Consider the following 21,005-nt stretch of genomic DNA (forward strand, 5'->3'; position numbering starts at 1 on the left):
AGACTGTTAAATCTGGCGCCTTTCGGAATATGGGGTGGACGATGGGGATCGAACCCACGACAACGGGAGTCACAATCCCGTGCTCTACCAACTGAGCTACGCCCACCATATTGCGTAACAATGAAGCCAAACGACTTCCTTGCTGACCCCAACCAAGCCTGTCGGCATGAGTGAAGCTTTATTTGGTGCGGATGAAGAGACTCGAACTCTTACGCCTCGCGGCGCTGGAACCTAAATCCAGTGTGTCTACCAATTCCACCACATCCGCGGGTTGAATCTGTTAAAGCAAAGGCGCCAGACTGTTAATCTGGCGCCTTCCGAAATATGGGGTGGACGATGGGGATCGAACCCACGACAACGGGAGTCACAATCCCGTGCTCTACCAACTGAGCTACGCCCACCATATTGCGTTACTTGTGCCAAAGCTGCCTAATGGCGCACCCGGCAGGACTCGAACCTGCGACCATCCGCTTAGAAGGCGGATGCTCTATCCAGCTGAGCTACGGGCGCCTTATTAATCTGTACCCTTGAAGGACTACAAACTAAATGCTTTCGAGTCTCGCAGAACCGTAATTCCGCTTGACCTTCTTAACCAGTGCTAGGCTGTGCCCGACAAGTGCGACGAATAGTATAGAGCCCCCCGAGGGTCGTCAAATCCTTTTTAAAAAAAATTCATTTAATTAAAGGAGTTAGGGGAATTTGCAGACCAAGCGCCTTTGCCCTCACCTCCTGACATGCGAGAATGCGTTCTCTTTTTTTCCCCTCTCGATGGTTAATCACGCGCAATGACTGCACAACTAATCGACGGCAAATCGATCGCCGCCAGACTGCGCCAGCAGATCGCCCAACGGGTCAATGAGCGTCGCCAGCAAGGCCTGCGCACGCCCGGCCTCGCGGTGATCCTGGTCGGCAGCGATCCTGCCTCTCAGGTTTATGTCTCGCACAAGCGTAAAGACTGTGAAGAGGTCGGCTTTCTTTCCCAAGCCTATGACCTGCCTTCCGAAACCACTCAAGAAGCGCTGACCGATCTGATCGATCGACTCAATGACGATCCGGCAATCGACGGTGTCCTGCTTCAGCTTCCTCTGCCAGAACACCTGGACGCGTCCAAGTTGCTGGAACGCATTCGTCCGGACAAGGACGTCGACGGGTTCCACCCATATAACGTCGGTCGCCTGGCCCAACGCATTCCACTGCTGCGCCCGTGCACCCCGAAAGGCATCATGACATTGCTGGAAAGCACCGGTGCCGATCTCTATGGCATGGATGCGGTAATTGTCGGTGCCTCCAACATTGTGGGTCGCCCGATGGCGATGGAATTGTTGCTGGCCGGCTGCACCGTGACCGTCACCCACCGCTTCACCAAGGACCTGGCCGGTCACATCGGTCGTGCCGACCTGGTCGTGGTGGCCGCCGGCAAGCCGGGCCTGGTCAAGGGTGAATGGATCAAGGAAGGCGCGATCGTGATCGACGTCGGCATCAACCGTCAGGAAGACGGCAAGCTGGTCGGCGACGTGATCTACGAAACCGCCCTGTCCCGTGCCAGCTGGATCACTCCAGTGCCGGGTGGTGTCGGTCCGATGACCCGTGCATGCCTGCTGGAAAACACACTGTACGCGGCTGAAACCCTGCACAGCTGAGTCCTGTTTTCCGGCGTTGCCAGCCAGTCAAGGAACCCCGCCCATGGCGGGGTTTTTTTCGCCTTCGGAAAAAGCTGACCACCCGCCGGAAAATGACTTTTTTTTCATGTTTCAAATGACTTTAACGTCTTCCCGGAACAACCATCGACAGTTATTCAGCCATACTCCAGAATGTCGCGCTTTTTAGGAAATAGCCCGTTACAAAACGGCTTATCAACACTTTATGAGTCTGCCAGCGTGAAAATCCGTCTTTCTATCCTGAGCCTATTTTTTGCAGTTACAGGGACTTTCATCACGCCAATCGCCAGCGCTGGCGAAACCACTGCAGCGCCTCGAGATACATCGCACTTGAAGATCGCTTCCGGCAGTGCATTGCTGGTGGATCTGCAGTCCAACAAAGTCATTTACGCCAGCAATCCCGATGTCGTTGTACCTATCGCTTCCGTGAGCAAACTGATGACCGGCCTGGTGATCGTTGAAGCCCGACAGAATATGGACGAATACATCAACATCAACATCAGTGACACCCCGGAAATGAAAGGTGTGTTCTCCCGGGTCAAGCTCAACAGTGAAATGCCGCGCCGGGAAATGCTGCTGATCGCCTTGATGTCGTCGGAAAACCGAGCCGCCGCAAGCCTGGCGCACCACTATCCGGGGGGCTACGCGGCGTTCATTGCTGCGATGAACGCCAAGGCCAGGGCGTTGGGCATGACCAACACCCATTTCGTCGAGCCAACCGGCCTCTCGCCACGCAACGTGTCCACCGCCCGCGACCTGAGCAAACTGTTGGTGGCCGCGCACAAGTACCCGCTGCTGACGCAACTGAGTACCACCAAGGAAAAGACCGTGTCGTTCCGCAAACCCAACTACAGCCTGGGTTTCCACAACACCGATCACCTTATTGGCAAACCGAACTGGAACATCGAACTGACCAAAACCGGTTTCACCAACCAAGCGGGTCACTGCCTGGTCCTGGTCACCCATATGGCTAACCGCCCGGTTGCATTGGTGATCCTCGATGCCTACGGCAAATACACGCACTTTGCCGATGCCACTCGTATCCGTAACTGGGTCGAAACCGGCCACAGCACAGACGTGCCTTCTGTAGCCCTGCAATACAAATCCGAAAAGAACCTCAAACAGCGTCAAAGCGGCGTCGTTGAAGCCTCGAAATAACGGCGCAACAGCACAAAGCAAAAGCCCCGATCATTCGGAGCTTTTTTTCATTTGTCATTAATCATTGGGCAGCGGCATCTGGTCGTCATCCGGGATACCGTCGCCGGTACTCGGGTCTCTCCAGGGTTTCGGATGTTCGGTTGACACCACCGCAGGACGAGCCAGAGGATCGCGCATCGGGCTATCCGGATCCATCACCGGATCCACGTCTTGCTCAGGTGTTGTCGGGACGTTTTCCGGACGTTTATCGTCAAAGCTAGAATCAGTAGACATACACACCTCCAATGTGACCTAGGGTTTCAGATCACCCAGTGGATCGTAAGGCTTCGCCGGAGCCTTGGGATTATCGCCCGGCTTGACATCCCGCGGCGCCTTGGCCGGACCAATGGGATCGACCTGAGGGTCGGCGAGATCCGGGGAGTCGGGGTCGAATGCCAGCTCATCGCCGGACGAATGCTCAGACGAATGCGGGCCGGCGGGGGTATTGGAATGTGCCATGAACGCCTCCTGATCGTGGCCCGAGAAACCCGGGCCTTAATCATCAGAAGCTGGCAATGCGCAGGGGTGCAATGGAGGTGACAAACGGGCTTACTGTGCGCCCAACGCTTTCTTCGCCTTGGTGGCCGCCTGCTCCTGACCGGCCTGCGCGAGTTCGTTGGCAGCCTTGAGCCAGCGCTGCTGATCGACATTGGCCGGTATCTGCGTTGGTGCCTGAATCAACACGGCCCAGCCACCGGCATCCTTGAACGCCGATTCAAATGAACTGAAGCTCATCAACGTGCGCTGATTCATGCCTGCTCGCAGCAGCACGGTCTGCTTGTGACGGTTGTACCCGGCGAGAATGGCATAACGCGGCTCGGCCCACAGCGCTGAGCCTTCATTGAAGCGCACCATCACCGGATAGCCGGCCGCAACCTGGGTCAACAAGGCTGGCAGGTTACTGTCGAGGGGATAGACCATCATCCCGTATTCACGGGCCAGGTTCTGCATGTTCTGTTGCAGTTGCGCTTCGGCGCCCGGCAAATGCAGCGGCTTGTCGAGCAAACCAGGGGTAATCACGACTCCCTGCTGGGACAGCATGCTCGCCAGCACCTGCGGCCCGCTTTGATTCGCCACGCCCTTGTAAAACTGGCCTCTAAGTTCGACACGCTCCGGCAGACGCTTGATCTCCGGCGCCACACTGCCCGCACAGCCAGCCAGACCCGCCACAGCCCCCACAATCAGTACCGCCGATAGAATTCGAGAAATTACCCGCACCATCATCACTCTCTTGATCAGACGCCAGGCAATCGCATTCCCGGCTTGGCCGTCGATCATAGGGCGCCACGCGCCGGCGGTATAGCCTTAACCGGTAGATGATCGGTTTTGATAGAGCGAACTGGTTGATCTCAGTCGACCTTCGATCAATAGCCTGAAACACCGCAGCGTCTAGACTGTCACTTGCAAGTCGTGTGTGCCCGCTGCAGGGCAAAGAGGAGGCATCGATGAGCCTGACAATGACAATCGTGATGTTGATTTCCAGCTGGCTGGCCGTTGCCACCGCCATGCTTTGGGGAGTTCTGCGCATTACGCGTCGGCACCATCACCACCCTGTTCAACCGACGCCCTTGGTCAAAGCCGAAAAATCCGCCGAGCACCACGCCACGGCCCATTAACCGAAGCCTTCGGGCCCTGCAAACAAAAACGGCCGCCTGGACTCTTTCGAGCACAGGCGGCCGTTTGTTTAAGCGCCAATCAAGCCTCAGCGGAAGCCCGCTTCTGCCGTGCACGGCGGGACATCATGTTCAACACCTCAATCGCAGCCGAGAACGCCATGGCGGCGTAGACATAGCCTTTCGGTACGTGGGCGCCGAAGCCTTCGGCGATCAGCGTCATGCCGATCATGATCAAGAAGCCCAGGGCCAGCATCACCACCGTCGGGTTGTCGTTGATGAACTTGGCCAGTGGATCAGCCGCCAGCAACATCACCAGCACCGACACCACCACCGCGATGATCATGATCGGCAAATGCTCGGTCATGCCGACAGCGGTAATGATGCTGTCGATGGAGAACACCATGTCCAGCATCAGGATCTGACCAATCGCTGCGGCAAAGCCCAGGGTCACGGTCGAGGTCGCCGAGGTCGGATCTTCCGGAGCCGGGTCCATGCTGTGATGGATCTCGGTGGTGGCTTTCCACAACAGGAACAGGCCACCGGCAATCAGGATCATGTCTTTCCAGGAGAAGGCCTGGCCAAACACTTCGATCACAGGCGCCGTCAACTGAACGATGAACGCAATGGTACTCAGCAAGCCCAGTCGCAGAATAAGCGCCATGCCGATACCAATGCGCCGTGCTTTCTGGCGATGTTGCTCGGGCAGTTTGTTGGTCAGGATCGAGATGAAGATCAGGTTATCGATGCCAAGCACGATTTCCATCACCACCAGGGTGGCCAGGGCAATCCACGCAGTGGGGCTGGCAGCTAGTTGTAAAAGGTATTCCATGGGTCAGTCCTAACTCGCTGTAAGACGGTTTAGATTTCCTGGGACGAAGATTCGGTTTTTTCCGCATCTTTTTCCGTTGATTCTTTTTTGCTGCTCAACCCGCCAGTGGCATCGCTCAGCGCTTGCTCGGCGGCCTTGTGAGTATCGTCGATGGCCTGTTTGGCGCTTTCGGCAGCTTTGCCCATCAGTTGCTGGGCGCTTTTTTCCGCCTGGTCACAACCGGCCAGTACCAGTAAAGACGTGATCAGCAATGCCGTGGTCTTGAACTTCATGTTGTCTCCTTCCAATAGAACAAACGGTGCCGAGACGATGGCCCGTTGATAGCGACGCATTCTAGGGAGACAAACACTTCAGGAAAATTCGTATTTTTAGCGGCTATACTTCGATTTTAACGAACTGTAGAACCCGCAATGCTCAACTATCGACAACTGCATTACTTCTGGGTCGTGGCCAAGACCGGCAGCATCGTGCGCGCCTGCGAGCAACTGAACCTGACGCCCCAGACCATCAGCGGACAAATCTCCCTGCTCGAACAGACCTATGGCATCGAGTTGTTTCGCCGGGTCGGCCGGCAACTGGAGCTCACCGAGGCCGGCCGGCAAACCCTGCCCTACGCCGAACAGATGTTTCAGCTGGGAGGTGAACTGGAACTGATGCTGCGGGCGCAGCCCAACGAGCAACAGATCCTGTTCCGGGTCGGTGTGGCCGACGTGGTGCCCAAATCCATCGTCTACCGACTGATCGCGCCCACCATGGAATTGAGCGAACCGCTGCGCATCACCTGTCGCGAAGACAAGCTCGAACGCCTGCTCGCCGACCTGGCCATCCAGCGCCTGGACCTGGTGATCTCCGACAGCCCGATGCCGTCGCATCTGGACATCAAGGGCTACAGCCAGAAACTCGGTGAATGCGGGATCAGTTTTTTTGCGACCAGGGAGCTGGCAGCGCGCTACGGTGGCGACTTCCCCGGTAGCCTCAACGGTGCTCCGCTGCTGATCCCCGGACCGGAAACCGTGGTGCGCAGCCGCTTGCAACGCTGGTTCGCCGAACAACAGATCCAGCCGCGCATCGTTGGCGAATTCGACGACAGTGCCTTGATGCAAGCCTTCGGGCAGTCCGGTAGCGGGATTTTCATCGGTCCGAGCGTGATCGCCGATGAAGTGCGGCGCCAATACGGCGTGGAGCTGATAGGCCAGACCGACGCGGTGAGCGAATCGTTCTATGCCATTTCGGTGGACCGCAAGGTCAAGCACCCTGGCATTGTCGCCATTACCGAAGGTGCCCGCCGCGAGTTGTTTACCGAACTGTGAAGCCTCAGGCGAAGACGGGCCGAGGCTTGAAGGTCATCAGCGCGATGGCCAACAGGATCGACGCCAGAATAAAAGCGGCAGCCGCAAACCCCAGGCCTTGCAAGCCAACGCTGTCGATGACCCGGCCGCCGATCATGGCGCCCAGGCCGATCCCGAGGTTGGCCCCGGCAATGTTCAGCGATGCCGCGAATGCGGGTGCCTCGGGTGCGGCTTTCATCAACCGCACATGGCTGACCAGAAACAGCGCTGCCTGAGTGATGCCCCAGATGCCCATCGCCGCCGCCAGACCGACAGGCGAATGAATGTTCGGCACCAGCGCCACCAGGCCAGCAATCATGAACGCGCAGAACATCATCGAAGCGATCAGCGGATGGCGATCCACCGCACGCCCCCCCAGCGAGTTACCGATCAACCCGACCGCGCCGAAGCCCATCAGGCACCAGCCAACCACCGTGCCATCGAAACCGGCCAAACGCTCGAGGATGTCCGCCAGGTAGGTGTAGGCGGTGAACATGCCGCTGAACACAATGATCGACAGCAGCACGTGGCCCACCATCAATGGGCTGCGCAGGATCTTGAACTGTGAACGGAAACTGACCTGGTGCTGATGCAGACTGGTTTTGGGCAAATAGATAAACAGCAGCAGCGCCTTGGCAAAGGCGATGAACGCGAGGATGCCGAAAGCACTGCGCCAGCCGAATGCATCGGAAATCAGGGTACCCACCGGAATACCGAACACCGTGGCGCAGACGATGCCGAAGCCAATCTTGGCGATGGCGCGTCCGGCGTAATCCGGCCCGACAATATCTACTGCCGTCTCACTGGCCAGCGCCCAGAACACCGGCAGTCCCAAGGCAGGAATCAAGCGGGCAACCGCCATGACCCCAATGTTCGGCGCCAACGCCGCGAGGGTGTTGGCCAGGCCGAACATGATCAGCACACTGATGAACAGCTTGCGCCGCTCGAACCGGGCGAAATACGCGGTGAGGAATGGCCCGAAGGCGGCAACGGTGAACGCGAACAGGGTCACCAGCAAACCCGCTTGCGGGATGCTGACCTCGAGGTCGCGGGCGATGGCCGGCAGCAGGCCGACAATGATGAACTCCGTGGTCAGCACCGTGAAACCGGCGGCGGACAACAGAAGGATGGGCAACAACCGCATGCAAAACTCCAGAAAAACGACAACACCAGCGATAGCCCGAAGGCCCACTGGCAGATATGAAAATGAGGATGGCGGATCTTAACAGAGTGTTTGCGCACAGGGTTGCACGAACCTGCAAATTGCGTTGAACGCCAGGGCGTCAGTTCGTCACAGGTCTGAAGGATCGGCCCTACGCTGTGATAAAGTCCGCGCCCTGAAAAACGTACACCCTGTGGTCGATGCCGTTCAACCAAGCCGAAACACTGACCTGTGGCGAGGGAGCTTGCTCCCTCGCCACAGGTTAATCAGCGGCATTACACCCCCGCGTTTCCCCTTACGGTTTCCGGCCTGCGGCCTGCCCGGCTTGTTGCTGCACACCTGCGAAACCATGCACTTATAAAAAATCAGAGATGCTGTTTTATGACCGCTTCATCCCCTTCTCTATTGCAACACCTCAAACGCACCAGCCTGGTCACGCAAATCATCATCGGTTTGATCGCCGGGATTGCCCTGGCGCTGTTCGCGCCGGAAGCAGCAAAGTCCACGGCGTTTATCGGCAAGGTCTTCGTCAGCGCGCTAAAAGCGGTCGCGCCGATTCTGGTGTTCGTGCTGGTCATGGCGTCGATCGCCAACCATAAACATGGCCAGGAAACCCACATCCGGCCGATTCTGTTCTTGTACCTGCTGGGCACCTTTGCCGCCGCCGTGGTCGCGGTAGTGGCGAGCATGATGTTCCCCTCCAGCCTGGTGCTGTCGACCCATGACGTTGCGGTGACCGCGCCCGGCGGCATCGGCGAAGTCCTGCAAAGCCTGATGCTGAGCGTGGTCGACAACCCGATCAGCGCACTGATGAACGCCAACTTCATCGGCATTCTGGCCTGGGCCATCGGCATGGGCGTCGCCATTCGCCACGCCGGCGACACCACCCGCGAAGTGCTGGGCGACCTGTCCAATGGCGTGACCGTCATCGTGCGCGTGGTGATTCGCTTTGCACCGCTGGGGATCTTCGGCCTGGTGGCCTCGACCCTGGCCACCTCCGGTTTCGGTGCCCTGGTCGGTTACGCCCACCTGCTGGCGGTGCTGCTCGGCTGCATGCTGTTCGTGGCACTGGTGATGAACCCGGCCATCGTCTTCTGGAAATTGCGTCGCAACCCCTATCCACTGGTGCTGACTTGCCTGCGTGAAAGCGGGATCACCGCGTTCTTCACCCGTAGCTCGGCGGCGAACATTCCCGTCAACCTGGAACTGAGCAAGCGCCTGGGCCTGCATGAAGACACTTACTCGGTGTCGATCCCGCTGGGTGCCACCATCAACATGGCCGGTGCAGCCATCACCATTACCGTACTGGCGCTGGCAGCGGTGCATACCCTGGGCATTGCCGTGGACATCCCGACCGCCATCCTGCTCAGCGTTGTCGCAGCCATCTGCGCCTGTGGCGCTTCGGGTGTGGCGGGCGGTTCGCTGCTGCTGATTCCACTGGCGTGCAGTTTGTTCGGCATCCCGAGTGAAATCGCGATGCAGGTGGTCGCGGTCGGTTTCATCATCGGCGTACTGCAGGACTCGGCGGAGACGGCGTTGAATTCGTCCACCGACGTGCTGTTCACGGCGGCGGCATGCCTGGGTGAAGAGGCAAAGGCAGAACGCCTGGCCTAACCCAACCCCCCCGTGGGAGCGAGCCTGCTCGCGATGGCGGCGTCACATTCAATATCAATGTTGACTGACCCACTGCTATCGCGAGCAAACTCGCTCCCACAGGGTTCGTGGTGTAGCGAATAAATGCGCACACATGAAAAAGCCCCCGCAAACCAAGGCTGCGGGGGCTTTTTTGTACCTGGACGGTTTAGAACGCGCCCATGTAATCGCGCTTGCCCACTTCCACGCCGTTGTGGCGCAGCAATGCGTAAGCGGTGGTGACGTGGAAGAAGAATTGCGGCAGCCCGTAGGTCAGCAGGTAAGCCTGGCCAGAGAAGCGCTTCTCTTTAGGCGTGCCCGGACGGGTAACGATTTCGATGCCTTCCTTGCCGTTGATCTGCTCCGGCTTGATCTCGCCGATGAAGGCCAGGACCTTGGCGATCAAGGCTTGCAGCTCGGCGAAAGTGGTTTCGCTGTCGTCGTACTTCGGCAGTTCGACTTCGGCCAGACGGGCGGAAACGCCCTTGGCGAAATCAACGGCGATCTGCACCTGACGCACCAGCGGGAACATATCCGGGTACAGGCGGGCTTGCAGGAATGCGTTCGGGTCGATGTTCTTTTCAGTCGCGTGGGCTTCGGCCTTCTTCAACACATCGCTCAGGGCGTTTAGCATTTGCTTGAAAACAGGAACGGAAGCGTCATACAGGGAAATGGTCATGGCAGGTCTCGTGTGGTGACGGAGGGAAACGTCGGCCCCCTGTAGGAGCGAGCCTGCTCACGATGGACTCAAGCGCAACGCGTTTATCCAGAATCGACGCGTTATCGTTAACGACCATCGCGAGCACGCTCGCTCCTACAGGTGATCGGTTTTGGAACGTGGGCCGATTATAGCCACCCGCGCCCTCCCGATACCGTTCTTTTTCAGCTGCCGTAAACCCTGGCCGCCGGAACCGCCCGAGTCAGCAGCTGCGCCACCGCATCGCCCATCTCGCTTACCGCCCATCGGCCCTTGCGGTCCAGTTCCGGACCACGACGCCAGCCATCGGCAATCGACAACTTGCCGCCCTCGACCTCGAACATCTGCCCGGTCACGTCCGCCGAAGCCTCGGAGCCGAGCCACACCACCAGCGGCGCGACGTTTTCCGGCGCGAAGTAATCAAAGCCCTCCTCCGGTTTTTTCATGGTGTCGGCGAACACCTGTTCGGTCATGCCAGTGCGCGCAGCCGGGGCCAGGGCGTTGACCGTGATCCCGTAGCGGCGCAACTCGGCTGCCTGCACCAGGGTCAGTGCGGCGATGCCGCCCTTGGCCGCCGCATAGTTGGACTGGCCGATGGAGCCTTGCAGGCCGGCTCCCGAACTGGTGTTGATAATCCGCGCATCGACCTTCGCCCCGCCCTTGGCCTGCTCACGCCAGTACTTCACGGCATGGCTGGCAATGCAGAAATGGCCCTTCAGATGCACCGCCACCACCGCATCCCAGTCTGCTTCGCTGAGACTGGCGAACATACGGTCACGGCAGATGCCCGCATTGTTGACGACCACGTTCAGTCCGCCGAACGTTTCAATCGCCTGACGCACGATCAGCCCGGCCGAGTCATAACGCGTGATGTCGTCGCTATTGGCCACGGCGCTGCCGCCCTGACCGAGGATCTCGCCGACCACCGTCAGCGCCGCCTCCCGGTTGATGTCATTGACCACCACCTTCGCGCCCTCGGCAGCGAAAGCCAGCGCATACGCGCGCCCCAGGCCACCGCCGGCACCGGTGATGATCACCACGCGGTTTTCACAGATTTTCATGTTTCAAATTCCTCACTTGTCGCCACATTTCCCTGTAGGAGCGAGCCGGCTCGCGATGGTCGTAAACGAATACGCGGGATGTCTGGATAACCGCGTCGTTCTTCAGTCCATCGCGAGCCGGCTCGCTCCTACAGGATCGGTGTACATCCGGCTTTACAAACGCTCGATAATGGTGACGTTGGCCTGGCCGCCGCCTTCGCACATGGTCTGCAAACCGAAGCGCCCGCCGCTGCGTTCCAGTTCATGCAGCAAGCTGCACATCAAGCGCGTACCGGTCGCACCCAGCGGATGACCGAGGGCAATGGCGCCGCCGTTGACGTTGGTCTGTTCGTAGGGGTAACCGGTCTCCTTGAGCCAGGCCATGGCCACCGACGCGAACGCTTCGTTGATTTCCACCCGGTCGATGTCTTCCAGCTTCATGCCGGCACGTTTGAGCGCATAAGCGGTGGCCGGAATAGGCGCAGTGAGCATCCAGACCGGGTCCTCGGCACGTACGCTCAGGTGGTGAATCCGCGCACGTGGCGTCAGGCCATAACGCTTGAGCGCCGCTTCGGAGACGATCAGCATCGCGCTGGCCGCGTCGCAGGTCTGGCTGGATACCGCGGCGGTCACCCGGTCGCAGCCGAACAGGAACTCCAGCTCGGCCATTTTTTCCAGGCTGGTGTGGCGCGGCGTTTCGTCATGCAGCACGCCGGCCAGTGGCACGATCTCGCGGCTGAAGCGGCCTTGCTCGATGGCCTGCAAGGCACGTCGATGGGACTCCAGCGAATAGGCTTCCAGTTGCGCCCGAGACAGGTCCCACTTCTCGGCAATCATCTGTGCCGAACGGAACTGCGTCGGCGGCTGCGCGCCGTAGCGTCGCACCCAACCTTCAGAGCCGCTGAACGGATCGGTAAAGCCCAAGGGTTCGGCGGCGATCATCGCCGAAGAAATCGGGATCTGGGTCATGGTCTGCACGCCCCCGGCGACGACCACGTCCTGAGTGCCACTCATCACGGCCTGGGCGGCGAAATGCACCGCCTGCTGGGACGACCCGCACTGGCGGTCAATGGTGGTGCCGGGCACCGCTTGCGACAAACCGGCCGCCAGCCAACTGGTACGGGCGATGTCGCCGGCCAGCGGGCCGATGGTGTCCACGCAACCGAAGATCACGTCGTCATAATCGTCGTCGGGAATGTCGTTGCGTTCGACCAATGCACGCAACACATGGGCGCCCAGGTCGGCGGCGTGAATCTGGCTCAGACCACCCTTGCGCCGCCCGGTGGGCGTACGCAGGGCGTCGACGATATAGGCTTCAGCCATGGTGTACCTCGGTACGGTAGAAAAATTGAAATCAGGCGCCGATAGCCTGTGGGAGCGGGCAAGCCCTCCCCCACAGGGATTTCGTCGCCCTAACTGTCGGGGTTAGAACGTACTGCCCGCACCCAGCTCTGGACTGCCGTCAAACAGAGCCGCGCGAATCCGACCTTTGTGGTGGCCGCGATCGCCCCACACCTTGTCCAGCGCCCAGGCGCGTTTCATGAACAGGTGCAAGTCAACCTCCCAGGTGTACCCCATGGCGCCGTGGGCCTGGATGGTGTTCTTCGCCGCCAGCAACGCCGCTTCCGCCGTCGCCAGTTTGGCGTGGGACACCATCGCGCCCTGCCCCGCTTGCTGCTCGGCCACCGCGTAGGCGGCGCGATACAGTGGCCCCTTGGCGAATTCGATCTGCACCGCGACGTTGGCCATCAAATGCTTGACCGCCTGGAACGAACCCACCGGTTTGCCGAATTGCTTGCGCTCAAAGGTGTAGTCCACCGCCAGGTCGACCATGCGCTTGGCCAGCCCCAGCAGTTGCGCGGCGCTGGCGAGGGCGCCACGGTTGAAGGCATCGGCCCACAAACGTCGGCCTTGTTCACCACGGGCGACACAGGTCGCGGGTGTTGGCGTCCACTCGACCTGAAACAGCTGGCGACTCGGATCGACCGACTCATTGCGCGTCAGACGCACGGCGCCCCGCTCCAGCGCATGCACCTCATCGCCATGGGCCAGCAGCAACAGATCGGCCACATGGGCATCACTGACCAACGGATTGCCCGGCTCGGCGATCGCCAACCGCGCGCGGCCCCCGGCGACCCGCGTCAGCCAGTCGTGCTTGAGCGCCGTGTGTTGCTCGTCAAGGGCGGCCAGCAACGGCACACCGACCAGCACGGTTTCCACCAGGGGCTCGGGCAGGCCGGCGTAACCACATTCCTGGGCGATCAGAATGAAGTCGAGCTCATTCATGCCCATGCCCTCCTGGGCCTCGGGCACGGTCAGCGCGGTCAGGCCCAATTCCACCAGTTGCGCCCAGAGTTGATCACTGCGGCCGCTGTCGCTTTGCCACAGTTCGCGGATGCGCTCCGGGGTGACTTCGTTGATCAGGAAACTTCTGACGTTGTCCTGGAACAGCAGTTGGTCGCGGCTGAAACTAAAATCCATGGTCTATTCCTCAGGCACGCGGCATGCCGAGCATGCGTTCGGCAATGATGTTGCGCTGGATCTCGTTGGTGCCGGCGTAGATCGGCCCGGCCTGGGCAAACAGGAAACCGTCCAGCCAATGGCCGACATCACCGGCCGCCGGGGCTTGGGGCAGCAACTCGCCGCGCAGGCCGAGAATGCTCATGGCCGTGTCGTGCATGCGCTGATCGAGCTCCGACCAGAAGATTTTGTTGGTCGAGGATTCCGGCCCGATCTTGCCGCCCTGCACCAGTTGCGAGGCGGTCATGTAAGTGCTCAAGGTGTAGGCCTCGGCGTCCAGCCAGGCGCGCATCACGGCCTCGCCGATCGCCGGGTCGCGGTCGGCCTGCTCGCGATGGGCCTGGTACAACTGCACCAGGCGCCTGGCGGTTTCCTGGAAGCGCGCGGGCGAACGCAGCAGCAAGCCGCGCTCGAAACCGGCGGTGGACATCGCCACGTGCCAGCCCATGCCCTCGCCACCCAAGGCGTTCTCCACCGGTACCTTGACGTCGTCGAAGAAAATCTCGGCGAACCCCGGCAAGCCATTGAGCTGCGGGATCGGCCGCACGGTGATGCCCGGCGTGTCCAGCGGCAGCAGAATAAAGGTCAGGCCGTGATGGCGCTGGGACTGCGGGTCGGTGCGGAAGATGCCGAACACCCAGTCGGCCCACACCGCACGGGTCGACCAGGTTTTCTGGCCGTTGATAACGTAGTGGTCGCCGACCCGCTCGGCCTTCGAGCGAATCGCCGCCATATCGGAACCGGCACCTGGCTCCGACCAGCCTTGGGCCCAGATGTCTTCGCCGGTGGCCATGCGCGGCAGAAAGCGCGCCTTTTGCGCTTCGCTGCCGTACTCCATCAGGGTCGGGCCGAGCAGGAAGATACCGTTCTGGTTAACGCGAGCGGGCGCACCGGAGCGGTAGTATTCCTCCTCGAAAATCAGCCATTCGATCAAGTCGCAGCCACGGCCGCCGAGTTCGGTCGGCCAGGTCACCATGCCCCAACGGCCTTCGTTGAGCCTGGCTTCCCAGGCGCGGTGCTCGGCAAAACCTTGTTCAGTGTCGAACGATTGCAGCGGTTCGGCGGGTACGTTGGCGGCCAGCCAGGTCCGCGCTTCGGCGCGAAAGGCCTGCTGGGCCGGGGTATAGGTCAGGTCCATGAAAGTGCCTTCAGCCGTTGAATCGGGCATCGCGTTTCTCGACGAACGAGTCGCGTGCTTCCTGAGAGTCCAGCGAGCGATAGGCTTCAAGGGTGAAGCCCTGCTCCCAGCGGTATTTGTCTTCGAGGTTGCCGTCTTCGATGCCAGTCAATGCTTCCTTGGCCAGGCCGATCATGCCCGGGCTCTTGGCGGCGATGGTGCGGGCGATCTGCAAGGCGGCTTCACGCAAGTCTTCGCGCTTGACCACACGCTCCACCGCGCCCAGGCGATAAGCCTCGGCGGCATCGATCGGCTCGCCGGTGAAGTACATGTGCCGGACCTTCTGCACAGGGAACAGCCGCTGCAAATGCGCACCGCCGCCCATGGCCCCACGATCGACTTCCGGTACACCGAAGGTGGCGCACTCGGAAGCAACGATGATGTCGGCAGCCCCGCAAATGCCGATGCCGCCCCCCAGAACAAATCCGTGCACCGCGACAATCACCGGTTTCGGGTTGCGGTGAATGGCCTTGAAGCTGTCGTAGTTGCCCTTGTTGACGGCGACGATCAGGTTGCCGTCGGCGGCCAGTTCCTTGATATCGACGCCAGCGCAGAAGCCGCGCCCCTCGGCACGAATCACGATCACCCGCACGTCGCTGTTACGGCCCAGGCTCTCGATCTCGCTGGCGATATCGGCCCAGCCCTGGTTGTTGAAGGCGTTGACCGGTGGCCGGTTGAACACCAGTTCGGCTATGCCGTTTTCGATGCTGACGCTAAATGGTTTCATGGTTTCCTTCCTTCACAATGCATGGCCCCTTCACGACACACGGCGACACAGCTCGCCCAGGCGCGCTTCGGCGTTCTGGACGATCTGTTCAATCAATTGGGCGCAACTGGGCAAGCTGTCGATGGAGGCGGCGATCTGCCCGGCGGGCAACACCCCGGCGGCCGGTTGCCCGTCGACCATGGCTTTCTGGATCACCATCGGCGCGTTAGCGGCCATGATGCTTTGCGCGGCGGTCAGCTCCCCGGCGCCGCGCATCTTCAAGGCGCTGCCGAGCAACTGGCCAAGACTCATGCCGGTGTGGCGGCGATACGCCAGGCCACTTTGCACCGCCAGCAGCAAGCGCTTGAGGCCACCGCTGTTTTCCAGCTGGTTGAGCAATTCGTTGCGGATCATCCGCTGCGGCATGCCGTCGATGGCGCGGCTGACGATGATCGCTGCCGGGTCCTTGACCGCCAGGTAACGCGCCAGGGTCGCCTGGGGCACCGGGCTGTCAGCGCACATCAAGAAGCGCGTGCCCATGGCAATGCCTTCGGCACCATAGGCCAGGGCCGAGACCAAACCCCTGCCGTCCTTGAAGCCACCCGCCGCCACCACCGGCACCGAGACCGCGCTGACCACTTGATCGAGCAGCATCGAGGTCGGCACCGATCCGGTATGCCCGCCGCCCTCGCCGCCCTGCACGGTCACCGCGTCGGCACCCATTTCCACGGCTTTCTGCGCATGCTTGAGGGCGCCGACCGTGGGGATGCACACCACCCCGGCGTCCTTCAAGCGGCTGATCATCTGCTTGCCCGGCGAACGGCTGTAACTCACCGCCCGGACTTTATGGCGCAACACCAGTTCGACAATCTCGCCGGCGTTGGCCTGGTACATATGGAAGTTCACACCGAACGGCTGATCGGTCAGGCGTTGGGTTTCGAGGATCGCCGCTTCCATCTGCTGCGGCTCGATGGTCGCCCCGGCGAGAAAACCGAAGCCGCCGGCATTGCCCGTGGCCGCCACCAGTTTCGGGTCGGCAACCCAGCCCATGGCGGTCTGGATGATCGGGTAGCGGCAACCGAGCAGTTCGGTCAAACGGGTATTCAACGAAATCGCCATGCTCACGCCTCGCCCGTCTTGCGCTGGGAACTGGCCATGGCCTTGGCGTCGTAGCCACCGAGGCGGTCACCGGACACCAGTTCATTGTGGGCATGGGCGAAGTGATGCAGGCCGAACACCATGTCCATGGTCGCGCGCTTGCCCATCAGGTCTTCGGCGTTGTTCACCGCTTGCTTGCTCAATTGCAGGCCCAGGCGCGGCATTTGCGCGATGCGCCCGGCGATGTCGAGGGTCTGTTGCTCCAGCTCATCACGGGCCACTACCCGGTTGAGCATGCCCATCTGATAGGCGCGCGGTGCCGACATGCGCTCACCCAGGAACAGAAACTCCTTGGCGATGCGCGGGTTCAATTCGTGCACATGGGCGAAATACTCGACCCCGGGAATGCCCATGCGCACCACCGGGTCGGCGAAATAAGCATCCTCGCTGGCGACGATCAGGTCACAGACCCAGGCCAGCATCAGCCCACCGGCAATGCATGCACCCTGGACCATGGCGATGGTCGGCTTGGGCATTTCCCGCCAGCGCCGACACATGCCCAGATAGACTTCCTGCTCCCGGGCATACAGAAACTCGCCGCCCGGTTTGTTCACATGGTCGTACCACAGGCTGGCCCGGTCGAAGGTCTTGTCGACGTCACGGCCCGGGGTGCCGATGTCGTGTCCGGCGGAGAAATGCTTGCCGGCGCCACGCAAGACGATGACCTTCACCTCATCGTCGTCGCAGGCCCGGCGAAACGCCGCGTCCAGCGCATAGGTCATCTGCGAGTTCTGCGCGTTGTGGTACTCGGGGCGATTCATGGTGACCAGGGCCACCGCGCCGCGCACCTCGTATAGCACCACCTCGGCCTCGTTCTTGTCGTTATGTTCAGCCATCACTTTTCTCCGAAACGGGTGGCGCTCAGCGTTGGCCTGGCGGGTTGTCTTTTAGCTGCAAGGCACGCAGGTTGTGCGGGTCCAGGCGCTGGATCAGTTGCAACTGCTCGACCGTCGGCGCCGCCGTGGTCGGGCAATCCTGCGGGACGTGCAACTCGAATCCGGTGTTGTCCTGGACCTGGGCCACGGTCACGCCGGGGTGCAGCGAACGAAGGCGCATCTGCCGAAAGGGCCCCTGGAAATCCAGCACGCAGAGGTCGGTGATGATCAGGCGGATATCGATGTCGTCCAGCGACCAGCCCCGGGCCAGGCGGGCCGGGTTGTAGCCGACCGAGGCGACCATATCGACCTCGCCTTCGACGAACACCCGACGGTTGTGGCTGGGGACGCAAAACGAGTTGGCATGACTGATCGAGTTGCCGGGAAAACCGCGCACCCCGAGCATCTGCGCCTTGGGTTTGGCGTAGTCGCCGATGCAGGAAATGTTCGCCTGGCCGAAGCGGTCGATCTGGGTCGGGCCCACCAACGCGTGGCGCTTGCCGCCCCAGACGTTGTCGAAAATCCGCGAAAAACCCATCCAGCAGTCGCGCTTGGGTTCGTAGCCATTGCGCGCGCCCAAAGGCACCGGTTCGGCGACCATGTAGGCTTCGGAGTCGGTCATCAGCAGCTGCGGGTTACTGGTCTGCATCGCCAGCGATGCGGCCAGGCGGGGGATCACGCCGATGCCGCTGGCCAATACTTCGCCGTCGTCGCGCCAGGCTTCGGAGGCAGCGCAGATCATCAGTTCGGCGAGGCTGTAAGTGGTAGTGCTCATCGCAAGGCTCCCTCAGAAAATCGGCAATGGCAGTTGGCGGATCGCAGCCAGGCCGCCGACCTTGTCCAGGTACTGTTCGTGGTTGCAGTCGATGTAGTCGCGGACATAGTTCTGCCAGCCATCGACGGCCTGCGCCGAAGCGTTGTAGGTCTTGAAGTGCGCGACGTCGAAACCGTACAACGGCGCACAGGACGACGGATGTGCCCCGCCCGGCACGTGGGCCACGGCGGTGGTCAGGTTGCGTTCCCAGAAAACTTGATGCGCGTGGGCGCTGTCCTGGTGGAAGCAGTCGCTGTCGACCAGTTCATCGCAGGTCACGTAGCTGTGGGTCGCGGCGCGCACGAACAGGTCGTCCATGTAGTGATCGGGGCCGCTGATCTGGCACACGCCGCGTTTGTCGGCACGGTCGACGTGCACCAGCGCCGCATCGAGTTTGAGCGCCGGCATCGCCACCCAGTCCTTGCCATCGGCATAGGGCGAGGCGATCAACTTGATCTGCCGGTTGTGGCGCAGGACATCGGTGCCCAACCCGACTGCGGTCGGAATAAAAGGCACGTTCATCGCTGCGGCGCGAAGGCCCAGCAGCAACATGCCTTCGTCGATTTCCATCACCTCCAGCGCCGCTTCCTGGCGCGCCTTGCGGAAGTAAGGCTCCAGTGGAATGAAGTCGAGCGAGACAAAGGCGAACACCAGTTTCCTGATCTTGCCGGCCGCGCAGAGCATGCCCACGTCCGCCCCCCCGTATGCAACAACCGTCAGATCCTTGAGGTCCGAGCGCAGGATCTCGCGCACCAGAGCCATCGGCTTGCGGCGCGGGCCCCAGCCACCGATGCCGATGGTCATGCCGTCGCGCAGTTGGCCGACAATCTCGGCTGTGGTCATTTGCTTGTCCATCGTCATGTTCCTCATTGGCGACCGACACTGAAGTCGTGGCCCCAGTGACTGACCACGGTGCTTTCGAACGGCGTGTGGCGATCCCAGTCGACCACCAGGCCATCGCAGCCGTACTCCAGGTCAAACCCGGACGGGGTCTTGATGTAGAAAGAAATCATTTGATCGTTGGTGTGCTGGCCGAGGGTGGCCGACAGCTTCACACCGTTGGCGTGCACGCGGTCCAGGGCACGGCCGACTTCATCCAGCGCATTGACCTCGACCATCATGTGCACGCAGCCATGGGGCATCGGGCACTCGAAAATCGCCAGCGAGTGGTGACGGCCGTTGTTGCAGTGCAGGAAGTGAATGCGTTTTTGCGGCTCGGCCGGGTCCGGGGTAAAGCGCACTTTCATCAGGTCCGACAGGCCGAAACCCATCACCTGCTCGTAGAAATCGCGGCAGCGCTCGAAGGCGGGTGCCGGCAGCACCACATGGCCCATGCCGAGGTCGTTGGTGACGAACCCTTTGACGCCGACCGGCGAGACAAAACGGGCGAAGTCTTGCAGCGGGCCCCAGAAGATTTCGTGACGGTTGCCGTCCGGGTCGCTGAAGTGCACCAGTTCCTGGACCTTGCGCAGCTCGGCTTCGGCGGTGGTGCCACGAGTCACTTGCACGTCGGCCTGTTGCAGCTCGCTGACCGCCTGTTCCAGGGCCGCCTTGCCGGGCACTTCCCAGCCGCAGGCACCGAAGCCGTTTTCGGCGTTTTTCTGCACCAGCACGCGGTAATGACGCTCGTCCATTTTCAGGTACAAACGCTCATCGTCGCCGCTGACCATCATGCCCAGCACCTGGCTCGCGTAATGACGCCATTGCGCCAGGTCGCTGGACAACAGGGTGACGTAACCCAGACCACGGATATCCATGGATGCACTCCTCGTTTTGCTCAGGCCGTGCCGCCCTTCGGCGGGTGCCGTGGGGAGACTTTATGTGGGCCTATTCAAACGGGTTCGGCGAGGGGCAACATCGTCCAATGGGACTAGCGGATTTGATGGAGTACACGCAAAAAACTGTGGGAGCGAGCCTGCTCGCGATGGGGCCACAACATTCGACATCGATGTTGAATTTAAATCGCTATCGCGAGCAGGCTCGCTCCCACAGGGGGTCAGCGGTGTTGTGGGTTTATGTTGCCGGTTCGATTTGATCCAGCACCCGGTTCGCCGTGATCTCCGCGAGCATCACGCTATTGGAAATGCCCAACAGCGCATTGCGGTCACCGCCCTGCAGATGATCCACCAGCTGATGCACCATCACATCCACCGAGGCCAGCGTTTCCAACAGGTAAGTCATCAGGGTTTCGGTCGTAGCCTCTGGGTCTACGGTAAACAGGGTGCAGATGGTTCGAGGAGTGGCCTTGATGTCGGCGGTCGAGGGGAAGTGGTAGTCGAGGGCGCGTTCGGCGGCTTCGTTGAGTTTTTTGGAATCGGGGCTTTCGTAGGGGGATGCCGGATCGGTGTCTGGCGGATTGGGTGAAGGTTTGACCATGATTGAATGCTCCAAAATGTGGAGCCGTCACCTACTTGCGACTAAACAAGAGGGGTGGCAGCTGTACGCAGGTTAGTCGACCGGCGGAGCACGAAACCGGCGCGCCCGAAGGCGCCCTGCGCACAGCTACCATGAAGTGCAGGACATGAAATGACCTGACTGTTTGGGATGCAAATGCGCTTCGTGTCACAACGGGCGACTAAACCCGATCACTGATGAG

23 protein-coding genes and 4 tRNA genes are annotated in these 21,005 nt (G+C 60.8%); 5 read left to right on the plus strand and 22 right to left on the minus strand.

All coding sequences use genetic code 11. The features are described 5' to 3' along the window. Positions 1 to 30 precede the first annotated feature (30 nt). The 4 genes from ACGJAX_RS26280 to ACGJAX_RS26295 all read right to left on the minus strand — a co-directional run bounded on the left by ACGJAX_RS26280 (position 31) and on the right by ACGJAX_RS26295 (position 510). A tRNA-His gene (locus ACGJAX_RS26280) sits at positions 31 to 106 on the minus strand. Positions 107 to 183: 77 nt separating this feature from the next. Then, positions 184 to 268: transfer RNA gene (locus ACGJAX_RS26285), tRNA-Leu, on the minus strand. Positions 269 to 325: 57 nt separating this feature from the next. Next, positions 326 to 401: transfer RNA gene (locus ACGJAX_RS26290), tRNA-His, on the minus strand. Between the two features lie 32 nt (positions 402 to 433). Continuing rightward, a tRNA-Arg gene (locus tag ACGJAX_RS26295) sits at positions 434 to 510 on the minus strand. Between the two features lie 275 nt (positions 511 to 785). Between ACGJAX_RS26295 and folD the strand changes: the two genes are divergently transcribed. Together folD and pbpG are read left to right on the plus strand one after the other, a co-directional pair. Next, positions 786 to 1,640 carry a bifunctional methylenetetrahydrofolate dehydrogenase/methenyltetrahydrofolate cyclohydrolase FolD gene (gene folD, locus ACGJAX_RS26300; RefSeq protein ID WP_390956709.1) on the plus strand — a complete coding sequence of 285 codons (855 nt, stop codon included), beginning with the start codon at positions 786 to 788 and terminating at the stop codon, positions 1,638 to 1,640. Between the two features lie 237 nt (positions 1,641 to 1,877). Then, entirely contained in the window at positions 1,878 to 2,816 is a 939-nt protein-coding gene (pbpG, locus tag ACGJAX_RS26305) for a D-alanyl-D-alanine endopeptidase (RefSeq protein ID WP_090323741.1), read from the plus strand. Between the two features lie 57 nt (positions 2,817 to 2,873). Here the strand turns inward: pbpG and ACGJAX_RS26310 are convergent, their stop codons facing one another. The 3 genes from ACGJAX_RS26310 to ACGJAX_RS26320 form a co-directional block, all read right to left on the minus strand. Continuing rightward, positions 2,874 to 3,089, minus strand: a complete 216-nt coding sequence (locus ACGJAX_RS26310) for a hypothetical protein (protein ID WP_090323743.1) — start codon at positions 3,087 to 3,089, stop codon at positions 2,874 to 2,876. 18 nt (positions 3,090 to 3,107) lie between these two features. Beyond that, a complete protein-coding gene (locus tag ACGJAX_RS26315) occupies positions 3,108 to 3,314 on the minus strand; it encodes a DUF6021 family protein (RefSeq protein WP_090323745.1) in 207 nt (68 codons plus the stop codon). Between the two features lie 90 nt (positions 3,315 to 3,404). After that, positions 3,405 to 4,133 carry a peptidase C39 family protein gene (locus ACGJAX_RS26320; RefSeq protein WP_390956710.1) on the minus strand — a complete coding sequence of 243 codons (729 nt, stop codon included), beginning with the start codon at positions 4,131 to 4,133 and terminating at the stop codon, positions 3,405 to 3,407. Between the two features lie 167 nt (positions 4,134 to 4,300). Between ACGJAX_RS26320 and ACGJAX_RS26325 the strand changes: the two genes are divergently transcribed. Beyond that, a complete protein-coding gene (locus tag ACGJAX_RS26325; protein ID WP_248915488.1) occupies positions 4,301 to 4,471 on the plus strand; it encodes a hypothetical protein in 171 nt (56 codons plus the stop codon). A gap of 79 nt (positions 4,472 to 4,550) precedes the next feature. Here ACGJAX_RS26325 and ACGJAX_RS26330 read toward each other — a convergent pair whose 3' ends face one another. Further along, positions 4,551 to 5,300, minus strand: a complete 750-nt coding sequence (locus tag ACGJAX_RS26330) for a TerC family protein (protein WP_247256236.1) — start codon at positions 5,298 to 5,300, stop codon at positions 4,551 to 4,553. A 29-nt stretch (positions 5,301 to 5,329) separates the two neighbouring features. After that, positions 5,330 to 5,572: a hypothetical protein gene (locus tag ACGJAX_RS26335; RefSeq protein ID WP_090323751.1), complete on the minus strand. Its 243-nt coding sequence runs from the start codon at positions 5,570 to 5,572 to the stop codon at positions 5,330 to 5,332. 138 nt (positions 5,573 to 5,710) lie between these two features. Here ACGJAX_RS26335 and nhaR point away from each other — a divergent pair, with 138 nt between their 5' ends. Continuing rightward, a complete protein-coding gene (gene nhaR / locus ACGJAX_RS26340) occupies positions 5,711 to 6,610 on the plus strand; it encodes a transcriptional activator NhaR (RefSeq protein ID WP_390956711.1) in 900 nt (299 codons plus the stop codon). A gap of 4 nt (positions 6,611 to 6,614) precedes the next feature. Here the strand turns inward: nhaR and ACGJAX_RS26345 are convergent, their stop codons facing one another. Then, on the minus strand, positions 6,615 to 7,772 hold the full coding sequence (locus tag ACGJAX_RS26345) for an MFS transporter (RefSeq protein WP_247256239.1): 1,158 nt from the start codon (positions 7,770 to 7,772) through the stop codon (positions 6,615 to 6,617). A 399-nt stretch (positions 7,773 to 8,171) separates the two neighbouring features. Between ACGJAX_RS26345 and sstT the strand changes: the two genes are divergently transcribed. Beyond that, positions 8,172 to 9,404, plus strand: coding sequence for a serine/threonine transporter SstT (gene sstT, locus ACGJAX_RS26350; protein WP_390956712.1), 1,233 nt, complete (start codon positions 8,172 to 8,174; stop codon positions 9,402 to 9,404). A 187-nt stretch (positions 9,405 to 9,591) separates the two neighbouring features. Here sstT and ACGJAX_RS26355 read toward each other — a convergent pair whose 3' ends face one another. The 12 genes from ACGJAX_RS26355 to ACGJAX_RS26410 all read right to left on the minus strand — a co-directional run bounded on the left by ACGJAX_RS26355 (position 9,592) and on the right by ACGJAX_RS26410 (position 20,785). Next, the gene (locus ACGJAX_RS26355) at positions 9,592 to 10,101 is read right to left on the minus strand and encodes a DUF1993 family protein (protein ID WP_196587112.1); all 510 of its coding nucleotides are present in this window, start codon (positions 10,099 to 10,101) and stop codon (positions 9,592 to 9,594) included. Positions 10,102 to 10,304: 203 nt separating this feature from the next. Continuing rightward, positions 10,305 to 11,180, minus strand: a complete 876-nt coding sequence (locus ACGJAX_RS26360) for an SDR family oxidoreductase (protein ID WP_390956713.1) — start codon at positions 11,178 to 11,180, stop codon at positions 10,305 to 10,307. A gap of 153 nt (positions 11,181 to 11,333) precedes the next feature. Further along, on the minus strand, positions 11,334 to 12,482 hold the full coding sequence (locus ACGJAX_RS26365) for an acetyl-CoA C-acetyltransferase (RefSeq protein WP_390956714.1): 1,149 nt from the start codon (positions 12,480 to 12,482) through the stop codon (positions 11,334 to 11,336). Positions 12,483 to 12,584: 102 nt separating this feature from the next. After that, the gene (locus tag ACGJAX_RS26370; RefSeq protein WP_390956715.1) at positions 12,585 to 13,640 is read right to left on the minus strand and encodes an acyl-CoA dehydrogenase family protein; all 1,056 of its coding nucleotides are present in this window, start codon (positions 13,638 to 13,640) and stop codon (positions 12,585 to 12,587) included. 10 nt (positions 13,641 to 13,650) lie between these two features. Continuing rightward, positions 13,651 to 14,817, minus strand: a complete 1,167-nt coding sequence (locus tag ACGJAX_RS26375) for an acyl-CoA dehydrogenase family protein (RefSeq protein ID WP_390959999.1) — start codon at positions 14,815 to 14,817, stop codon at positions 13,651 to 13,653. Between the two features lie 10 nt (positions 14,818 to 14,827). Continuing rightward, complete coding sequence (locus tag ACGJAX_RS26380) at positions 14,828 to 15,583, minus strand: enoyl-CoA hydratase family protein (RefSeq protein ID WP_390956716.1); 756 nt, start codon at positions 15,581 to 15,583, stop codon at positions 14,828 to 14,830. Positions 15,584 to 15,613: 30 nt separating this feature from the next. Further along, positions 15,614 to 16,681 carry a nitronate monooxygenase gene (locus ACGJAX_RS26385; protein WP_390956717.1) on the minus strand — a complete coding sequence of 356 codons (1,068 nt, stop codon included), beginning with the start codon at positions 16,679 to 16,681 and terminating at the stop codon, positions 15,614 to 15,616. Positions 16,682 to 16,683: 2 nt separating this feature from the next. Next, positions 16,684 to 17,556, minus strand: coding sequence for an enoyl-CoA hydratase (locus ACGJAX_RS26390; protein ID WP_390956718.1), 873 nt, complete (start codon positions 17,554 to 17,556; stop codon positions 16,684 to 16,686). A 25-nt stretch (positions 17,557 to 17,581) separates the two neighbouring features. Beyond that, the gene (locus tag ACGJAX_RS26395; RefSeq protein WP_390956719.1) at positions 17,582 to 18,370 is read right to left on the minus strand and encodes a CoA-transferase subunit beta; all 789 of its coding nucleotides are present in this window, start codon (positions 18,368 to 18,370) and stop codon (positions 17,582 to 17,584) included. Positions 18,371 to 18,382: 12 nt separating this feature from the next. Then, positions 18,383 to 19,264 (minus strand): CoA-transferase, encoded by an 882-nt coding sequence (locus ACGJAX_RS26400; RefSeq protein ID WP_390956720.1) that lies wholly within the window; start codon positions 19,262 to 19,264, stop codon positions 18,383 to 18,385. Between the two features lie 11 nt (positions 19,265 to 19,275). Next, positions 19,276 to 20,166 (minus strand): VOC family protein, encoded by an 891-nt coding sequence (locus ACGJAX_RS26405; RefSeq protein WP_390956721.1) that lies wholly within the window; start codon positions 20,164 to 20,166, stop codon positions 19,276 to 19,278. A gap of 256 nt (positions 20,167 to 20,422) precedes the next feature. Further along, a complete protein-coding gene (locus ACGJAX_RS26410; RefSeq protein ID WP_390956722.1) occupies positions 20,423 to 20,785 on the minus strand; it encodes a DUF6124 family protein in 363 nt (120 codons plus the stop codon). Positions 20,786 to 21,005 lie beyond the last annotated feature (220 nt).

Source organism: Pseudomonas moorei (genome assembly GCF_042846945.1).
GTDB lineage: Bacteria > Pseudomonadota > Gammaproteobacteria > Pseudomonadales > Pseudomonadaceae > Aquipseudomonas > Aquipseudomonas moorei.